Source organism: Kiloniella laminariae, assembly GCF_027214005.1.
GTDB lineage: Bacteria > Pseudomonadota > Alphaproteobacteria > Kiloniellales > Kiloniellaceae > Kiloniella > Kiloniella laminariae_A.
The window spans coordinates 371,142-386,217 of sequence record NZ_JAPWGY010000001.1 but is presented as its reverse complement, the minus strand read 5'-3'; the positions used below and the strand labels follow the sequence as shown (position 1 = coordinate 386,217).

Genomic DNA, 15,076 nt, shown 5'->3' with positions numbered 1-15,076 from the left:
ATAAACCAGACAGGGCAGGAAAAATCATGGCAACAGATCAGAATGGAAGAACAGGCCGGCAATCCCGCAGGGTGCAGGTGCTTATGCGGAGTGTGGCCATATCAACGCTCTTGTTCGTGGCGGCTTGCGGACAACGCGAGCAGGAAATTGCCCAGCGCGACACCTCCTCGCTGTTACCGCCCCCGCCAGTGGCCCCGATCAGCAAACAATCTGCCGAACCTCTCCTCGAAGCCGAACAGGGCCGTGCCCTGACCCTTGCGACTGGACAGTCTTTTTACGACAGCGCCTTTCCCGCGCCAGAAGAAAACCGTGAGAATTACAAGCGTCCTGAAGACAACCCGGTCAAGCAGGTGGTCAAGGACCCGGTTTCAACCTTTTCCATCGATGTCGACACCGGCGCCTATGCCAACACCCGGCGTTTTATCGAAGACGGGTACCTACCCCCAGTGGATGCGGTGCGGGTCGAAGAGCTGATCAACTATTTCTCCTATGACTATCCCCTGCCCGACAGCCGGGAGCAGCCTTTCAGCGTCACCACCGAAGTCGCGCCCACGCCCTGGAATGCCAGGACCAAACTGGTGCACATCGGCCTCAAGGCCTTTGACATTCCGACAGAACAGCGGCCCGCCGCCAATCTGGTGTTTCTGGTCGATGTTTCCGGCTCCATGCATGCCACCGACAAACTGCCGCTGCTGCAATCCTCGCTTCGCCTGATGGTCAACAAGATGACGGCAGCAGACCGGATTTCTCTGGTTACCTATGCGGGATCGACCGAAGTCGTTTTGCCCGCCACATCAGGGGCCGAAAAAGCCAAAATCATGGCCGCGATTGACCAGTTGACCGCCGGGGGCAGCACCAATGGCGGTGCGGGTATCCGCCTCGCCTATGCCGAAGCCCAGAAAGAGTTTATCAAGGGCGGCATCAACCGCATTCTGCTGGCAACCGATGGGGACGTAAATGTCGGCACCGTCGATTTTGATGACCTGAAAAAGCTGATCGAAGGCAAGCGCAAAAGTGGGGTATCCCTGACAACTCTTGGCTTTGGCACGGGCAACTACAACGATCACCTGCTGGAGCAGCTCGCCGATGCAGGCAATGGCAACCACGCCTATATCGACAGCCTGTCCGAAGCGCGCAAGGTGCTGGTCGAAGAGCTGTCCTCGACCCTGATCACCGTCGCCAAGGACGTTAAATTGCAAGTCGAGTTCAACCCGTCAGTGGTCGCCGAATACCGCCTGGTCGGCTATGAAAACCGCCAGCTCCAGCGCGAGGACTTCAACAACGACAAAGTCGATGCCGGGGAGATCGGCGCCGGACACACCGTCACCGCGCTTTATGAAATCGCGTTGGTCGGGTCAGACGGGCTCAGTGTCGATCCATTGCGTTATGGACAAAAACCGGGAGAAAGCGAAGGAACTTCTGGCAAAGGGGCAGATGCTTCCAATCTCAATAACGAGCTCGCCTTCTTGCGGGTGCGCTACAAAGCCCCTGAGGAAGAAACCAGCAAGCTGATGGAGTTTCCAATCCACCGCGACCAGATCCTGAGTGAGAACCAGTTCCCCAGCGAGCGATTCCGTTTTTCCGCCGCTGTTGCCTCCTTTGGGCAGATCCTGCGCGACAGCCCCTACAGCGGCGATATGAGCCTGAGCGATACCGCCAAGCTGGCCAAGTCAGCCCTGGGCGAAGATCCTTTTGGCTATCGCCGCGAGTTTCTCAATCTGGTTGATCTGGCCAGTTCCCTCGAAGTCGCCAAAAAATAGTCCCAAAACAACCGGGAAATAATCGGGGAATAATCGGGGAATAATCGGGGAATATCCGGAGTTAATCAGTTTCCCCGCCGGGTCCCTCCAGCCCGGGAAAGCCGCCCTGTCGCTCCTTGTAAAGGGCGCGGGGCGGCTGTTTTTGTTTTAAGGAGATGTCTCGGAACTGAAAGCGGGGATCTCCCCCTATTCCGGCAGGCTGGCATCGCCGTTGTTCAGAGGGCGTTGCAGGATCACGCTGTCCATCCAGCGACCGAATTTAAAGCCGATAGATTTGATGACTCCGGCCTGCGCAAAGCCCATGCTGAGGTGAAAATCAATCGAAGGTCTGTTGGCGGAATCTCCGACCACCGCGATCATCTGGCGATAGCCTCTGGCTTCGCACTGTTTGATCAGATCCTGTAACAGCAGGCGGCCGATCCCCTGTCCCCGCGCCATTTTGTTGACATAGATGGAATTTTCCACCGTATAACGATACCCCGGCCTTGGCCGATAGGATGAGGCATAGGCATAGCCCAGAACCCGCTCACCCGCCGGCTCTCCCGGATCAGCTTTGACGGCAACGCGATAGGGAAAGCCCCCGGAGACAATAGCCTCCCGGCGACGGCACATTTCCGCCAGTGTCGGCGGTTCTTCCTCCCAGCTGGAAACCCCGGTCAGCACCTGATCGGCGTAGATCTGCTGGATGGGTGCCATATCCCCGTCCTCCACATCGCGGATTGAAAAACTGTCTGGCTGCTGGTGTTTTTTGTCACTTCCCATTTCCTTCTCCCCCGGTTGGCTCTGCGGCGGGCTCTCCGGCACAGCCAAGCGCTGCCGACTTGATCGCTTTGGCAATTGTTTCTGCACTGTCCCGGTTTTGCATTGCCCGGGTTATGGTCAGGCCGCCGATCAGCGTTCCGAGATAGCCCCAGGCTCGGGCCAGACGCTGGTCGCTGTTTCCACCCGCAAGGCCCGCAGCAATCAATCCGGCAATCAGAAACATCTTTGTCTCATATAGCTGGTGTAGTTCCTCCCCGCCGCGCACGATTTCCGGGGACAGACTGGTCATGGCACAGCCACAGGCCAGATCATCGCGGTGCGGTTGTCCGAGGTAATAATCAGCAAAGGCCTGGAGCCAGTCAGGTCCGTGTTTTTTCTGGAACCGGGGTATACCGTCAATAACCTCATCAAGTCCGGCAACAACCGCTGCAAAAAACGCCGCATCTTTGGATCCGAAATGCGCATAAAACGCACCCGAGGTTACCCCCGCCGCCTTGGCGATCCCGTCTACACCGATACCGGCAAAACCGTTACGCCGGAAACTGCGTCCTGCTGCCGCCAGCATTCGGGCATGGGTTTCTTCTTTTTTGCTCGGCCTTTCCGGTTTCACTTCTTTTGCGTTCACTTTTTTGGTGGGCATTTTTGACGGTCTCAATTCCTGGGGCTCCGGTTTTCTAGATATCAGATACAATAAAATATAGTGATCGTTATTTTTTAATATTGACAAATAACGATCGTTACATACATATAACAATATATCGATCGTTATATTTGATTGTCGTACAAAAAATCTGTCTTTCCAGGGCATTCCTGCCCCAAACCACCCAAGGAAACATACATGCCATTACAGTTCATTATTACAGAAGGTCTTCTGACACCCGCCGCCGAGCAGAAAATTTTTGCCGGCCTGACCTCACTCCTTATGGAGCTGAACGGACTGTCCGATAACCAGTTCCTGCTTCCCAACGTGATTGGCGAGATCACCAGTATTCCTGAAAACCGGACCTTCTCTGGCGGCAAACCCGCGGCAGTCGCGATTTTTGAACTGAAGGTTCCGGCCATTGTTCTGCCAACCCGTGACCTGCAACTGGCCTGGATCAGACGCGGCACAGACCTGATTTACGAAGCTGCCGCTGGTAAAATCGCCAAAGACCAGATCTGGGGCAACGTGGTTCATGCCGTGGATGGACTTTGGGGAATCAACGGTCACGCCTACAGCAACGAAGAGCTCGGCGCTGTTCTGAGTGGCCAGCGGCCCGCTTTCTAAAAAATCAGAAAACGCCCCGGCCCATTCCCATCAAGCCATACAGGAGATTAAATCATGCCCCTTGTTCGTATATCCCACAGCCAAGGCAGGTCACAGGCAGATAGGGATGCCCTGTCGCAAGCTGTTCATCAGGCACTGGTTTCGGCTTTTGCTGTCCCCCAGGACGATTATTTCCAGATCCTCACTGAGCATCTGCCGAATCAGGGTCTGCGCTTTCCCAAAAACTTTCTTGGGATAGAGCACGGGGAAGAAATGATTTTTGTTCAGATCACTGCTGCGGAAGGACGGAGCAGTGAACAGAAAAAATCACTATTCCAGGGAATCGTGGATCGGCTGAACATCTCTCTCGGTCTAAGAAAAGAAGATATCTTTATCAACCTGATCGAAACCAAACGGGAAAACTGGTCTTTTGGTCGGGGAGAAATGCCCTTTGCCTGACCTCCCTGTAAAAAGGATTCAAATCTGTCATGACAGATAACCTTACCGAGAGAGCTATTCCGGCCTCTGTCTTACCAACCCGATTACTCCACTGCATGCTCAGGGTGGGGATCTGGAACGCTCTCTCGTTTTTTACTGTGATCTGCTCGGAATGAAACTGCTCAGGCGGGACGATTACAGTTCTGGTCGCTTTACCCTGGCCTTCCTTGGTTATGGAACCGAGACCTCTACCACAGTACTGGAGCTGACCCATAACTGGGATCAAACCGGCTACCACCCCGGGAACGGCTATGGGCATCTTGCCCTGGCCGTATCGGATATCCAGCTTACCTGCCAGTATCTGCAATCTCATGGTGTCAAGATTACCAAAGCACCGGGGCCCATGATATTCCAGAGATCAGAACACAAACATCAGGAAGTTATCGCCTTTATTCAGGACCCTGATGCCTATCAAATCGAGCTGGTTGAAAAGGACTGATGGAGAAAAAACAGGGCAGCTGTTACATCCCGGGCACAGGAGAATGCCCAAGGATATTGAGGTAGCGTTTATAGATTTCCTCGTATTCACCACTGTCCCGAACCTGTTTGAGCGCAGCATTAAAATCCTGGCACAGCTCGACATCATGAAACCCCATTCTGCTGTAGGTCACTGGCAGAATATCGTGGAACCGAAAACCTGTAGGCTCTGCTCTGTTTTTCGTCATTTTCTGAAGGCTGCTCAGAAAGATAAAGAGATCCCCAATACTCACCTCAACCCGCCTGTCAATCAATGCCTGAGCCTGAAGCCGGGGTTCTGATACCTCGGAATAGCTGCTCTGTTCTGCCACAGCCGAAAATTCCTGACCAAAAAAATCTTTCGCCCCTTGAAAAGCGATAATTTTTCGCCCCTGCAAATCAGCAATGTCTTTCAGCGCAATCCCGGAAATTTTCTGGGTTACGGCGACATCTCTAAACCGGAAAACCGGGTCAGATCGACAGCCATCGATCTCTACAGAATCAAACAGATTAGAAACGGCGTCGACTTTTCTTTTCTTGAAATCCTGCCACAAACGGTTGTTGGGGCTGCCAAAAACAAATTTTGGTTCATGATCCGGCAATCGTTTGAAAACCGCAGTGATAATGTCGGCAAAAATACCGGTCTGGCCTTTCGCAATGTAATAGGGTTCAAAATTTCCCATGCCAATCGTGATTTCCTTGGCAGAAACAGCAGATCCGAACACTGTTCCCAACAGAAGCAAAATCACAGATATTTTAAGGCGCATGCGTTCGAATCCCTACATTCTTTGCTGGCAGGACAAGCTAGCCTACCAGAACAATCCTTATTAAATTACACAAAATTGATGACATTTCTTTCTTTATCCTGTTTCACCACCCCAGATTGCGTGCTTCCGCAGTAGCTGTCCTGCTGTTTCTGGCATAACTTTCTAGCATAACTTTCTGGCATAAAACGATGCTTGGCAAAACTCAGGGAACAACAGCGGAACAAGCATTCCCAAAAACTTTCTAATCGCTCCGGCCCCTTTCCTTGACCCTTTCTTCCAAAAATGCCACACAGCGGAATGTCAGACTGGTCCGCGGTGCATTGGGTGGCCAGATCGCATAAACAGGCAGATTTTCAACCCTCCAGGCTGGTAATACCTCTACAAGAGTTCCCCTGCTCAGTTCCTGATCCACCAGATAATCCGGAGGAGATGACAAGCCCAATCCAGCAAGCGTGAACTGGCAAACCGCATGGATATCATCCACAACAATCCGCGGCACATAATCAATTCGTTCGTGGTTGCCGCTGCTATCAATCAGGAGTTTGTTGTTCGGGCGCATCCGCAGGCCAATATAATTCCACCCCAGCAGATCCGATGGCTGTTTCGGCAGGGATCTTCCCGCACAATACTCCCTTGAGCCCACCAGCTTTCGCCCAAGGTCAAAAAGCTTTTTCGATTTCAGACTGCTGTCCTGCAACGTGCCGGCACGAACAGCCAGATCAATACCCTCCCGGATCAGATCCTGTTGATGATCAGTAAAACTGATGGCCAGTTCGACCCTGGGAAAAGCCAGAGCAAAGGCAGCCAGATCATCAACCAGAGGCCCCCCGATAAAACCTGCCGGTAAGGTGATGGTCAATTTACCTGATGCTTCACTTGCACTACCAGCTACTGCGTCCAGACCACTTTCTGCTGCTGTCATCATTTCCCTGCTTGCCTCGAACATCTTCTCCCCTTCCGAAGTAAGGGACAGGCGGCGTGTCGAACGATAAAGCAGTGCCACGCCCAAACGGGCTTCAAGCTGGGAAACATGGTGGCTGACAACAGAAGGAGAAAGCCCCAGCAGCTTCGCCGCGGCCCGGAACGAACCCGTTTCTACCGTTTTGGCAAAAACCGCCATGGCACGAAGATCATCAATCATTAGTTATCTTTTCAGAACAGTTAAATGCATCTGTTCCATATTATCAACTTCACAAACGAAGGCTAGCTTGTTTCCGGCCCCTATCCTCCAGGCCAGAAGCAAAAAAACAGAAAGACCGTCCCATGGAACAACCAGAAGAACCCAAACAGTTTGAAAACGGCCCCGCCCCAGGAATCCTCCCGCTCAGTCCTGAAACCCTCTCTTCTGAGAAAGCTGACAGAAAATGTGTTCTGGTGATCGATCAGGAACTGCCGCTGGGGGTTATCGCCAATACTGCAGCCGTTCTGGCACTGTCGCTGGGCAGACAGCATCCAGAAATAATCGGTCCTGATCTGCCCGACCGGGAAGGCAGTTCTCATCTGGGCATCACAACCCTGCCCGTTCCCATCCTCAAGGGCACAAAAAGCTCTCTGCTCGCCTTGCGCGAGAAACTCAGGGTTTGTCAATCTGACCTGACGGTCGTGGATGTGATCAATGCAACCAGCACAACCCGCAATTATGATGAGTACGCCCAGGTGCTTGTCACCACGCCGACATCTGAACTCGCCTATCACGGCATTGCCTTGATGGGCAGTAAAAAGCTGGTCAACCGCTTCACCGGCAATTTGGGTTTGTTGCGGTAATCTTTCTCTCTTCCGAAACCTGGCTTTCCCGGAACCTGGCTTTTTCTATTGGCCAGAAAGGGGAATCGCCACGCCTTCCATACTTGATTTACCGCTCTGATTTTACCGCTTTAATTTTTATGGCCTGCATACAATTAATCGAAAAGCTGCGGGCAAGTCACAAGCCCCTGTTCCTGCAGCTTTTCAAACCAGACCGCTTACACTTTCAACCTGCAATTTACCTCCCGGGATAAATTTATAATTGACAGCAATTATAAATACGTCACACTTCTTTGCATATTGGATACGATATCCAATATGCAATAATACAGCAAAATGAGAACGGACAATTCCGCAAACTTTGCTTTTTATCAAAACAAAACAAATAAATAGCCAAGAAGCCCTGGGAGGCGACTACTATGAAGAATGTACTGTTTGCTGCTGTTGCGGCACTTTCAGTCACAGCCATGACTCCGGCTCAAGCGGTCGAACGTGGCGGCACCCTGACCTTTGCCCGCTACGATGACTCAACCCTGATTGACCCGATCTATGCCGACCGAAACCCCGATATCTGGATGGTGTCCAATCTTTATGACACCCTGTTGCGGACCGAAGCCGATGGAAAAACAGTCGTTCCCGGACTTGCGTCTTCCTACAGCTTGTCCAGTGACGGGCTTGAATTGAAGATGACCTTGCGTGAAGGAATTCGGTTTTCTGACGGTTCCGACATCGAGGCACAGGATGTAATCTTTTCCCTGGAACGGGCCAGAAATCCGGACCTTGGTCCCTGGGCAGGGCTTCTCGGCTCCATCGAAAGTGTCACCGCGAATGATCGGGACATAACCATCACTTTAAAAAATCCCGACCCCACCATCATTCTTATGCTGGCAACCTTCAACACCGCGATTGTCTCGAAAGATGCCTTTGATACAGCAAGCGGCACGACAGATCAGGAAAAAGCCCAAGCACTGAGTATATCAGCACCAGTGGGTTCAGGACCCTTTGTCCTCAAGGATCATCAACGGGGCGCCTCAATGAACTTTGTTGCCAACAGGCACTACTGGCGTCAGGGCGAAGACGGCCAGCCGTTGCCTTACCTTGATGCCATTGATTTTCTTGTCATTCCCGATGATGCAACCCGCATCCTGAAGCTCCAGGCCGGCGAAGTAGATGCTGCCGAATTCATTCCTTTTGCCCGGGTAGCCGAACTCAAGGCAGATTCAAACATCAATATGGAGCTGTTCCCCTCAACCCGGATTATCTACAGCCCGATCAATACCCGGGAAAAAACTGCAGACGGTGAGGATAATATTCTTGCCAGTAAAGAAGCTCGTCAGGCGCTCAACTATGCCACCAACAAAGAGGCTCTGATCCAGTTGATCCTGCACGGTGCCGGGAAACCGATGACTTCCGGTCTGATGGCCTCGACGACCCAGCTGGCAACCGGAACCGAGCCGCTCTACAAATACGACCTTGAGAAAGCAAAGGCCCTGGCAGCCAAAGCCGGGATCAAGCCGGGAACAGAAATTTCCCTGACCACTCTGGCAGGATCGGCCGATGACGCCATCATCTTTACCGCCTTGCAGCAGATGTGGTCCCAGATCGGGATCAAGCTTTCAGTCGAACAGGTTGATGGCGCCACCCGGGGTGCTAAAAACCGTTCGGGCGAGTTCGATATCCATACCTATGGCTGGGTCAATGATGTCAACGACCCTGCCCAGGTCGCGGGATGGCTCGGCTATTACCCGACGCGAAAAGCAGTTGGTACAGACTGGAACAACGCCGAATTCAACAGTCTCTATGAGGCTTCGAACAAGGAAACCAATCTGGAAAAACGCGCCGAACAATACGCAAAAATGCAAACGCTCTACGCCGAAGAAGCACCTTTGATTTTCATGTACGAGACACCTTTTGCCGTTGCTTTGGGCAATGCAGTAAAGGGTTACGTCCAGACACCACTGGGAAGCAACGAGTTCTCGTCCACCTGGATAGAACAGTGATCAGGCTGTGATCTCTGCCAGATCGGTCAATGATTGATCTGAACCCAAACGTCAGGGATCAGAACGAGTGATCCTTCCCTCTGACTCTCAACAGGGTGACTTCCCGTTCTGAAGAAAGGCCCATTTTCCGGACCACTTCAGAACGGGCACCTGCCTGCACTGCGAGACAAAACTGTGTCTTCAATCACCTATCTCTTGTCGCGTCTGTTACAGATGATTCCCACCTTTATTCTGGTGATGGTCATCATTTTTCTGCTGGTCCGGCTGTTGCCCGGTGATCCAGCTATCGCCATGGCCGATGCCAAAGCAACAGAAGCCCAGCTCGAGGCCTTGCGACAGCGCCTTGGCCTGAATGAACCACTCTGGACCCAGTTTTTCTATTTCGTTCGCAATGTCCTCACAGGAGATCTCGGGCAGTCAATCCTGCTCAAGGCTCCCGTTGCAACCGTGATACTGGAACGTCTGCCTGTCACTGTGTTCCTCACACTTTATGCCGTGCTTTTTTCCCTTCTGATTGCTGGGCCGCTAGCCGCAATTGCTGCCCTGAACAAAAACCAGCGGGCAGACATCATAATTCGTGGACTGTTCCAGGTCGGCCTCTCTACGCCGGTCTTTTATATCGGCCTGCTGCTTCTTACTTTTCTGGCCGCGTTCCTGCGCTGGTTTCCGGTCGGAGGCTATGGTCAGACTTTCTGGCAGCACATGTATCACTTGCTCCTGCCTGCTCTGACCGTCGCCCTCTATACCTCCGCGATCATCATGCGCAACCTGCGCTCTTCGATCATTGAGGTCATTGATGCAGAGTATGTCCAGTTTGCCCGGGCCAAAGGCCTGTCTGAAGGACTGATCCTTCGCCGTCATGTGCTTCGGAATGCCCTCGTCTCAACCGTGACATTACTTGGTCTCTCTATTGGCAATCTCATGAGTGGCACCCTGGTAACAGAAACGGTTTTTGCTGTCCCCGGTGTTGGTCGGCTGATGCTGGATGCCATCTTTGCCCGCGACTATCCCCTCATCCAGGGGCTGACCCTGACCTTTGCTGTACTGGTATCGCTTGTTTTTCTTCTCACAGACATGATCCAGTCCTGGCTGGACCCAAGGCTTCGCCCATCATGACAGATGCATCACTTGCCCGAAAAAAACGCTTCAGCTTTTTCAAACGTCTTCAAGGGTTACAACCCGGTTTTATCGCCGGACTGACCATTCTCGGATTTTCTCTGATACTGGCGACGTTTCCCGCTTTCTTTGCCCCCTATGACCCCAATGTATTTGATTTCACAGCCCTCCAGTCACCGCCGACAGCCCTACACCTCTTTGGCACAGACAATCTGGGTCGCGATACCCTTTCAAGAGTGATCTGGGCCTATTCGGTTAACATGCAGATGGCCTTTCTCGCCACGATCTTCTCATTGATCACTGGCGTTTTGGTCGGGGCGGTTGTCGGCTATTACCGCGGAGTTGCCGATATCATTTTCGGACGGTGTGTTGATGCCATCATCACCTTTCCCTTTCTTGTGCTCGTTATCGCCGTTGTCGCCGTGCTCGGCCCTGGCCTGATCAATATGTACATCGCCATTACCCTTGTCGGCTGGGTTTATTATGCCCGGTTGATGCGGGCGGAAATCATGGCACAGATGGCCAATGACTATGCCTCTGCCGGCAAGGTTATGGGGTATTCTGACAGCCGGATTATTTTCCGCCACCTCCTGCCCAACGCCATTACCCCTGTCATCGTCTATTGGATGACCGATATGGCTCTTGCCATTCTGCTTGGGTCCTCTCTGGGGTATCTGGGTCTTGGCGCCCAGCCACCAGAAGCGGAATGGGGCGTACTGATTGCCGAAGGCAGGAACTTTATTACCACGGCATGGTGGCTCAGCCTGATGCCTGGCATTGCCATTGTCATTACCGGATTTGGCTTCTCGCTGGTTGGTGACGGCATCGCCGATCTGCTCAGACCAAGAGGATAACATGCGCCACTATTCATCAGACCCAGCCACAGGGGCCGGGCAGACACAAAACGGAGCGGCAGCAACCGACCCGGAAAGTGCCAATCCCCCCGGGTTGCTCGAAGTTCGCAATCTCTCCATGTCTTTTGGTCATGGTCAATCCAGTCTGCTGGCGATTGACAAGGTATCCTTTGCGGTAAAGCCCGGTGAAATTCTCGGGCTTGTCGGCGAAAGCGGGTCAGGAAAAAGCATCACTCTGCGCTCTATCCTCGGCCTGACCAAGCGTTATGGCCAGGTTGAGGGAGAAATTCTCTGGAAAAAACAAGATCTGAACACCCTCACCAACCGGGCATTACAGAAAATTCGCGGCCGGGAAATCGCGATGATCTTTCAGGAGCCAATGTCTTCACTCAACCCTCTTTTGACTGTCGGTCTGCAAATTACCGAAAACCTCAAAGCCCACACAAAGCTCGATCGGACAGAGCGCAAGAAAAAAGCCATCGAGCTTTTGGATCTGGTCGGCATTCCCTCTGCCGCAGCACGCCTTGGTGACTATCCGCATCAATTCTCAGGCGGAATGCGCCAACGTGTCATGATCGCCATAGCCCTGGCCTCGGAACCGGAACTTCTGCTGGCAGATGAACCGACCACCGCCCTGGATGTGACGATCCAGCAGCAGATCCTTGATCTCATCCTCGCGCTCTCTCGCGAAATGGGCATGTCTGTCATCATGGTCACCCACGATCTTGGCGTCGCGGCACAGACCTGTGATCGCATCGCTGTTATGTATGGGGGAAGACTGGTCGAAGTTGGCCCGGTGCGAAATATCCTGCGCAATCCCCGGCACCCCTATTCGATTGGCCTGTTGCGTTCTGTACCCGAAAATGTACCTCCGCGCAGCGAACTCTATTCTCTCCCCGGAATTCCCCCCGGGTTGGGCAACCGTCCCTCTGGCTGCTGCTTTGCGCCACGCTGTCTTGCGGCAACACCTCGTTGCTCAGAAGAAAAACCTGATCTTCTCCAGACCAGTGAAAAAGTCGCTCTGGCCTGCTTTAACCCACAAAATTTTCTGTCGGGAAATTCACAGTGACTGACACCCAGCCTCTGCTTCAGGTCAAAAACCTGACCCATCACTTCAAGACAAATCCGCCACTTGTCGATCTGTTGTTGCGCCGTGCACCCCGCTTTATCAAGGTCCTCAACGGCATCGACCTCCATCTTGAACGGGGAGAAACTCTTGGTGTTGTCGGTGAATCCGGCTGTGGCAAGTCAACATTGGCCCGCTGTCTTGTCGGACTGTACCCTCCTCAAGGCGGGGAAATTCTGTTTGATAACCAGAACGTCTCTCATAAAACCAGAGCAGAGCAACGTGACTACAACCGCCGTGTCCAGATGATGTTTCAGGACCCCTATTCATCGCTGAACCCCCGTATGACCGTCGGTCAGGTTCTACACGAAGCACTTTCCGTTCATAAGATGCGCCCGGAAGCCGAAATCCCGGACAGGATCGACGAATTGCTTGATCTTGTCTCCCTTCCCCGTGATGCGGCTGGAAAGCTGCCTCACGAGTTTTCCGGGGGACAACGCCAACGTGTTGCTATCGCCCGGGCGTTGAGTGTTGAACCGGAAATCCTGATCGCCGATGAACTGGTCTCCGCGCTGGATGTCTCGGTGCAGGCGCAGGTGGTCAACCTCTTGCTGGATCTTCAGGATCGCCTGGGTCTGACGATCCTGTTTGTTGCCCACGACCTTCGGCTGGTCCGGCATGTGTCACATCGGGTGGCGGTAATTTACCTTGGTTCCATTGTCGAGATTGGTGCCTCTGACAGTGTCTTCTCCAGCCCTGTCCATCCCTATTCCCGCGCCCTGCTCAATGCGGCTCCCTCGATCGATCCCGATCACAAGACCAGCATACCGCCTCTCAGCGGAGAATTGCCAAGCCCGATGAACATCCCGCCTGGCTGTGCGTTCCATGGTCGCTGCCCCCACGCCACAGAAATCTGTCGTCAGGAGAAACCGCTGTTAAAAAAATTCGAAGGACATGGAGAGATCGCCTGCCACCATGCTGCTACACTCGCCTGAGCAAAAGAGCCAACCCCGCAGTATTGACAAGCTCACCTGAAAAAACGCTCGAACAGGAAAACGCCCCAAACCAGACCCGCCAGCAGCATGGAAAGCAAGACAGCAGCTGAACCACAATCCTTGGCCAATCCAGAAAGCTCATGATGCTCTGGACCAATACGATCAATTGCAGCTTCAAGCCCCGTATTAAGAACTTCAACAATCAGTATCAGAATCAACGGAGCCGTTAACAGCAACCAGTGCCAGGCGCTCTCTGCCAGAAAAGCTGCAACCAGTGTCAACAGAATAAACAAGACGGCCTCCTGCTGAACCGCCCGTTCGTGCCGAAGACAATGCGAGAGCCCTTTACAACTGACCCGAAAAGCGCGCCCGATCGCTGCAAAGTCTGTAATAGCCATATCCCGGTTCCCGATTGTGTTATCTGTTATGTCAAACCAGATAGGTGGAAACACGAACCCTGTCCAGCCAAAGCTTCTGCACAGGAAAAACTTCTGCTATAAGCTCTAACCCGATTTCCTCTACCTGATTTTCCGGATTTCCATACCCACGATGCAGACACTCTCCCTGTTTAATATTGCCGCCATCACCATAACCCTCGCCGCATTTTTTGGGTATATCAATCATCGCTGGCTGCGTATGCCCATCTCCATTGGCCTGGTGGTTATCGCTCTGGCAGCTTCTATTATCGTCATGTTGCTTGACCAGTTGCTCCCAACTCTCGGCATCCAGGCCGCTGTTCATCTCTCGCTTGCCCAGATTGATTTCCACGACACCCTGATGAAAGGGATGCTCAGTTTTCTGCTTTTTGCCGGGGCCCTTCATGTTGATATCGATGACCTGCTCCAGCGCAAGTATGCCATCACTTTAATGGCCACACTGGGGGTGCTGATTTCTACTTTTGTTATCGGCATCGCCATGTTTTATCTGATGCCACAGATCGGCCTGGAACTGCCCCTGATCTACTGTCTGATTTTTGGCAGCCTGATTGCTCCGACCGACCCGGTTGCGGTACTTGGCATTCTCAAGACAGTCTCGGTTCCCAGATCACTCAAGGCCAAGATCGCCGGAGAGAGTTTGTTTAATGACGGCGTTGGCGTGGTGGTCTTTACCATTCTGGTTGCTATTGCCACCCAATCATCGAATGGGGGCGAAGGTATCACAGCAACAGAGATCGCCCAGCTGTTTGTGCTCGAAGCTGGTGGCGGTGCCCTGCTTGGACTTTTGCTTGGCTGGATTGCCTATCGTGCCCTTAAAAGCATTGACGAATATTCCCTTGAGGTCCTGATCACCCTGGCACTGGTTATGGTCAGCTACAGCCTTTCCTATGCCCTGCACTTTTCCGGGCCCATTGCCGTGGTTGTCGCTGGCTTGCTGATTGGCAACAAGGGTATGCACTTTGCCATGAGCGAAGAAACCCGTGATCACGTCAACAAATTCTGGACCCTGCTCGATGAGATTCTCAATGCAGCCCTGTTTCTGATCATCGGGTTCGAGATTCTTGCCATCACCGAAACCTCTGGCACCATCATGGCAACCCTGATCATGATTCCTCTGGTCCTCTTCGCCCGTTTTATCTCTGTCGGTTTGCCGATCAGCCTGCTCAGCCTCAGGGAAAAATACACCCCGGGAGCCATTGCGGTTCTGACCTGGGGGGGCCTGCGCGGCGGGATATCCGTTGCCCTTGTGCTTGCCCTGCCCAACGTTCCGGAAAAAGAACCCCTGCTTGCCATTACCTATGGCGTGGTAATTTTTTCCATTATTGTCCAGGGGCTAACAGTAAAAAAAGTGGTCGAGATTTTTGTGAAATAACACA

General features: G+C 52.8%; 15 protein-coding genes and 1 pseudogene. 11 read left to right on the top strand and 5 right to left on the bottom strand.

All coding sequences use genetic code 11. From position 1 onward, the window contains the following. Positions 1-26 precede the first annotated feature (26 nt). Positions 27-1,760 carry a vWA domain-containing protein gene (locus O4H49_RS01720; RefSeq protein WP_269421681.1) on the top strand — a complete coding sequence of 578 codons (1,734 nt, stop codon included), beginning with the start codon at positions 27-29 and terminating at the stop codon, positions 1,758-1,760. A gap of 186 nt (positions 1,761-1,946) precedes the next feature. Here O4H49_RS01720 and O4H49_RS01715 read toward each other — a convergent pair whose 3' ends face one another. Both O4H49_RS01715 and O4H49_RS01710 read right to left on the bottom strand, forming a co-directional pair. Further along, entirely contained in the window at positions 1,947-2,522 is a 576-nt protein-coding gene (locus tag O4H49_RS01715; protein ID WP_269421680.1) for a GNAT family N-acetyltransferase, read from the bottom strand. Next, positions 2,512-3,162 (bottom strand): TetR/AcrR family transcriptional regulator, encoded by a 651-nt coding sequence (locus O4H49_RS01710; RefSeq protein ID WP_269421679.1) that lies wholly within the window; start codon positions 3,160-3,162, stop codon positions 2,512-2,514. The genes O4H49_RS01715 and O4H49_RS01710 overlap by 11 nt, the downstream gene beginning before the upstream one ends. A gap of 198 nt (positions 3,163-3,360) precedes the next feature. On the opposite strand from O4H49_RS01710, the gene O4H49_RS01705 reads away from it, so the two are divergent. The 3 genes and pseudogenes from O4H49_RS01705 to gloA all read left to right on the top strand — a co-directional run bounded on the left by O4H49_RS01705 (position 3,361) and on the right by gloA (position 4,705). Next, positions 3,361-3,789 carry a hypothetical protein gene (locus tag O4H49_RS01705; protein WP_269421677.1) on the top strand — a complete coding sequence of 143 codons (429 nt, stop codon included), beginning with the start codon at positions 3,361-3,363 and terminating at the stop codon, positions 3,787-3,789. Between the two features lie 54 nt (positions 3,790-3,843). Beyond that, positions 3,844-4,227, top strand: a complete 384-nt coding sequence (locus tag O4H49_RS01700; RefSeq protein WP_269421676.1) for a tautomerase family protein — start codon at positions 3,844-3,846, stop codon at positions 4,225-4,227. A 29-nt stretch (positions 4,228-4,256) separates the two neighbouring features. Continuing rightward, positions 4,257-4,705 (top strand): annotated as a pseudogene (gloA, locus tag O4H49_RS01695) (lactoylglutathione lyase). 22 nt (positions 4,706-4,727) lie between these two features. On the opposite strand, the gene O4H49_RS01690 reads toward gloA, so the two are convergent. Then, entirely contained in the window at positions 4,728-5,489 is a 762-nt protein-coding gene (locus O4H49_RS01690; RefSeq protein ID WP_269421675.1) for a substrate-binding periplasmic protein, read from the bottom strand. Positions 5,490-5,730: 241 nt separating this feature from the next. Continuing rightward, complete coding sequence (locus O4H49_RS01685; RefSeq protein ID WP_269421674.1) at positions 5,731-6,630, bottom strand: LysR family transcriptional regulator; 900 nt, start codon at positions 6,628-6,630, stop codon at positions 5,731-5,733. A 122-nt stretch (positions 6,631-6,752) separates the two neighbouring features. On the opposite strand from O4H49_RS01685, the gene O4H49_RS01680 reads away from it, so the two are divergent. The 6 genes from O4H49_RS01680 (at position 6,753) to O4H49_RS01655 (ending at position 13,263) form a co-directional block, all read left to right on the top strand. After that, positions 6,753-7,253, top strand: coding sequence for a DUF2000 domain-containing protein (locus O4H49_RS01680; RefSeq protein WP_269421673.1), 501 nt, complete (start codon positions 6,753-6,755; stop codon positions 7,251-7,253). A 398-nt stretch (positions 7,254-7,651) separates the two neighbouring features. Beyond that, positions 7,652-9,232: an ABC transporter substrate-binding protein gene (locus tag O4H49_RS01675; RefSeq protein WP_269421672.1), complete on the top strand. Its 1,581-nt coding sequence runs from the start codon at positions 7,652-7,654 to the stop codon at positions 9,230-9,232. Between the two features lie 174 nt (positions 9,233-9,406). Then, entirely contained in the window at positions 9,407-10,348 is a 942-nt protein-coding gene (locus O4H49_RS01670; RefSeq protein ID WP_269421671.1) for an ABC transporter permease, read from the top strand. Continuing rightward, positions 10,345-11,202, top strand: a complete 858-nt coding sequence (locus O4H49_RS01665; protein WP_269421670.1) for an ABC transporter permease — start codon at positions 10,345-10,347, stop codon at positions 11,200-11,202. The genes O4H49_RS01670 and O4H49_RS01665 overlap by 4 nt, the downstream gene beginning before the upstream one ends. A gap of 1 nt (position 11,203) precedes the next feature. After that, positions 11,204-12,271 (top strand): ABC transporter ATP-binding protein, encoded by a 1,068-nt coding sequence (locus tag O4H49_RS01660; protein WP_269421669.1) that lies wholly within the window; start codon positions 11,204-11,206, stop codon positions 12,269-12,271. Then, a complete protein-coding gene (locus tag O4H49_RS01655; RefSeq protein WP_269421668.1) occupies positions 12,268-13,263 on the top strand; it encodes an ABC transporter ATP-binding protein in 996 nt (331 codons plus the stop codon). The genes O4H49_RS01660 and O4H49_RS01655 overlap by 4 nt, the downstream gene beginning before the upstream one ends. Before the next feature lie 32 nt (positions 13,264-13,295). Here O4H49_RS01655 and O4H49_RS01650 read toward each other — a convergent pair whose 3' ends face one another. Next, positions 13,296-13,661 (bottom strand): diacylglycerol kinase, encoded by a 366-nt coding sequence (locus O4H49_RS01650; protein ID WP_269421667.1) that lies wholly within the window; start codon positions 13,659-13,661, stop codon positions 13,296-13,298. A gap of 151 nt (positions 13,662-13,812) precedes the next feature. On the opposite strand from O4H49_RS01650, the gene O4H49_RS01645 reads away from it, so the two are divergent. Next, complete coding sequence (locus O4H49_RS01645) at positions 13,813-15,072, top strand: cation:proton antiporter (RefSeq protein ID WP_269421666.1); 1,260 nt, start codon at positions 13,813-13,815, stop codon at positions 15,070-15,072. The last annotated feature ends 4 nt before the right edge of the window (positions 15,073-15,076 follow it).

Bases quoted from the DNA above. Each gene is read 5' to 3' on its own strand.
- O4H49_RS01675 (WP_269421672.1), top strand. From the start codon at position 7,652: ATGAAGAATGTACTGTTTGCTGCTGTTGCGGCACTTTCAGTCACAGCC.
- O4H49_RS01705 (WP_269421677.1), top strand. From the start codon at position 3,361: ATGCCATTACAGTTCATTATTACAGAAGGTCTTCTGACACCCGCCGCC.
- O4H49_RS01720 (WP_269421681.1), top strand. From the start codon at position 27: ATGGCAACAGATCAGAATGGAAGAACAGGCCGGCAATCCCGCAGGGTG.
- O4H49_RS01690 (WP_269421675.1), bottom strand. From the start codon at position 5,489: ATGCGCCTTAAAATATCTGTGATTTTGCTTCTGTTGGGAACAGTGTTC.
- O4H49_RS01700 (WP_269421676.1), top strand. From the start codon at position 3,844: ATGCCCCTTGTTCGTATATCCCACAGCCAAGGCAGGTCACAGGCAGAT.
- O4H49_RS01685 (WP_269421674.1), bottom strand. From the start codon at position 6,630: ATGATTGATGATCTTCGTGCCATGGCGGTTTTTGCCAAAACGGTAGAA.
- O4H49_RS01665 (WP_269421670.1), top strand. From the start codon at position 10,345: ATGACAGATGCATCACTTGCCCGAAAAAAACGCTTCAGCTTTTTCAAA.
- O4H49_RS01715 (WP_269421680.1), bottom strand. From the start codon at position 2,522: ATGGGAAGTGACAAAAAACACCAGCAGCCAGACAGTTTTTCAATCCGC.
- O4H49_RS01650 (WP_269421667.1), bottom strand. From the start codon at position 13,661: ATGGCTATTACAGACTTTGCAGCGATCGGGCGCGCTTTTCGGGTCAGT.
- O4H49_RS01710 (WP_269421679.1), bottom strand. From the start codon at position 3,162: ATGCCCACCAAAAAAGTGAACGCAAAAGAAGTGAAACCGGAAAGGCCG.
- O4H49_RS01645 (WP_269421666.1), top strand. From the start codon at position 13,813: ATGCAGACACTCTCCCTGTTTAATATTGCCGCCATCACCATAACCCTC.
- O4H49_RS01660 (WP_269421669.1), top strand. From the start codon at position 11,204: ATGCGCCACTATTCATCAGACCCAGCCACAGGGGCCGGGCAGACACAA.
- O4H49_RS01680 (WP_269421673.1), top strand. From the start codon at position 6,753: ATGGAACAACCAGAAGAACCCAAACAGTTTGAAAACGGCCCCGCCCCA.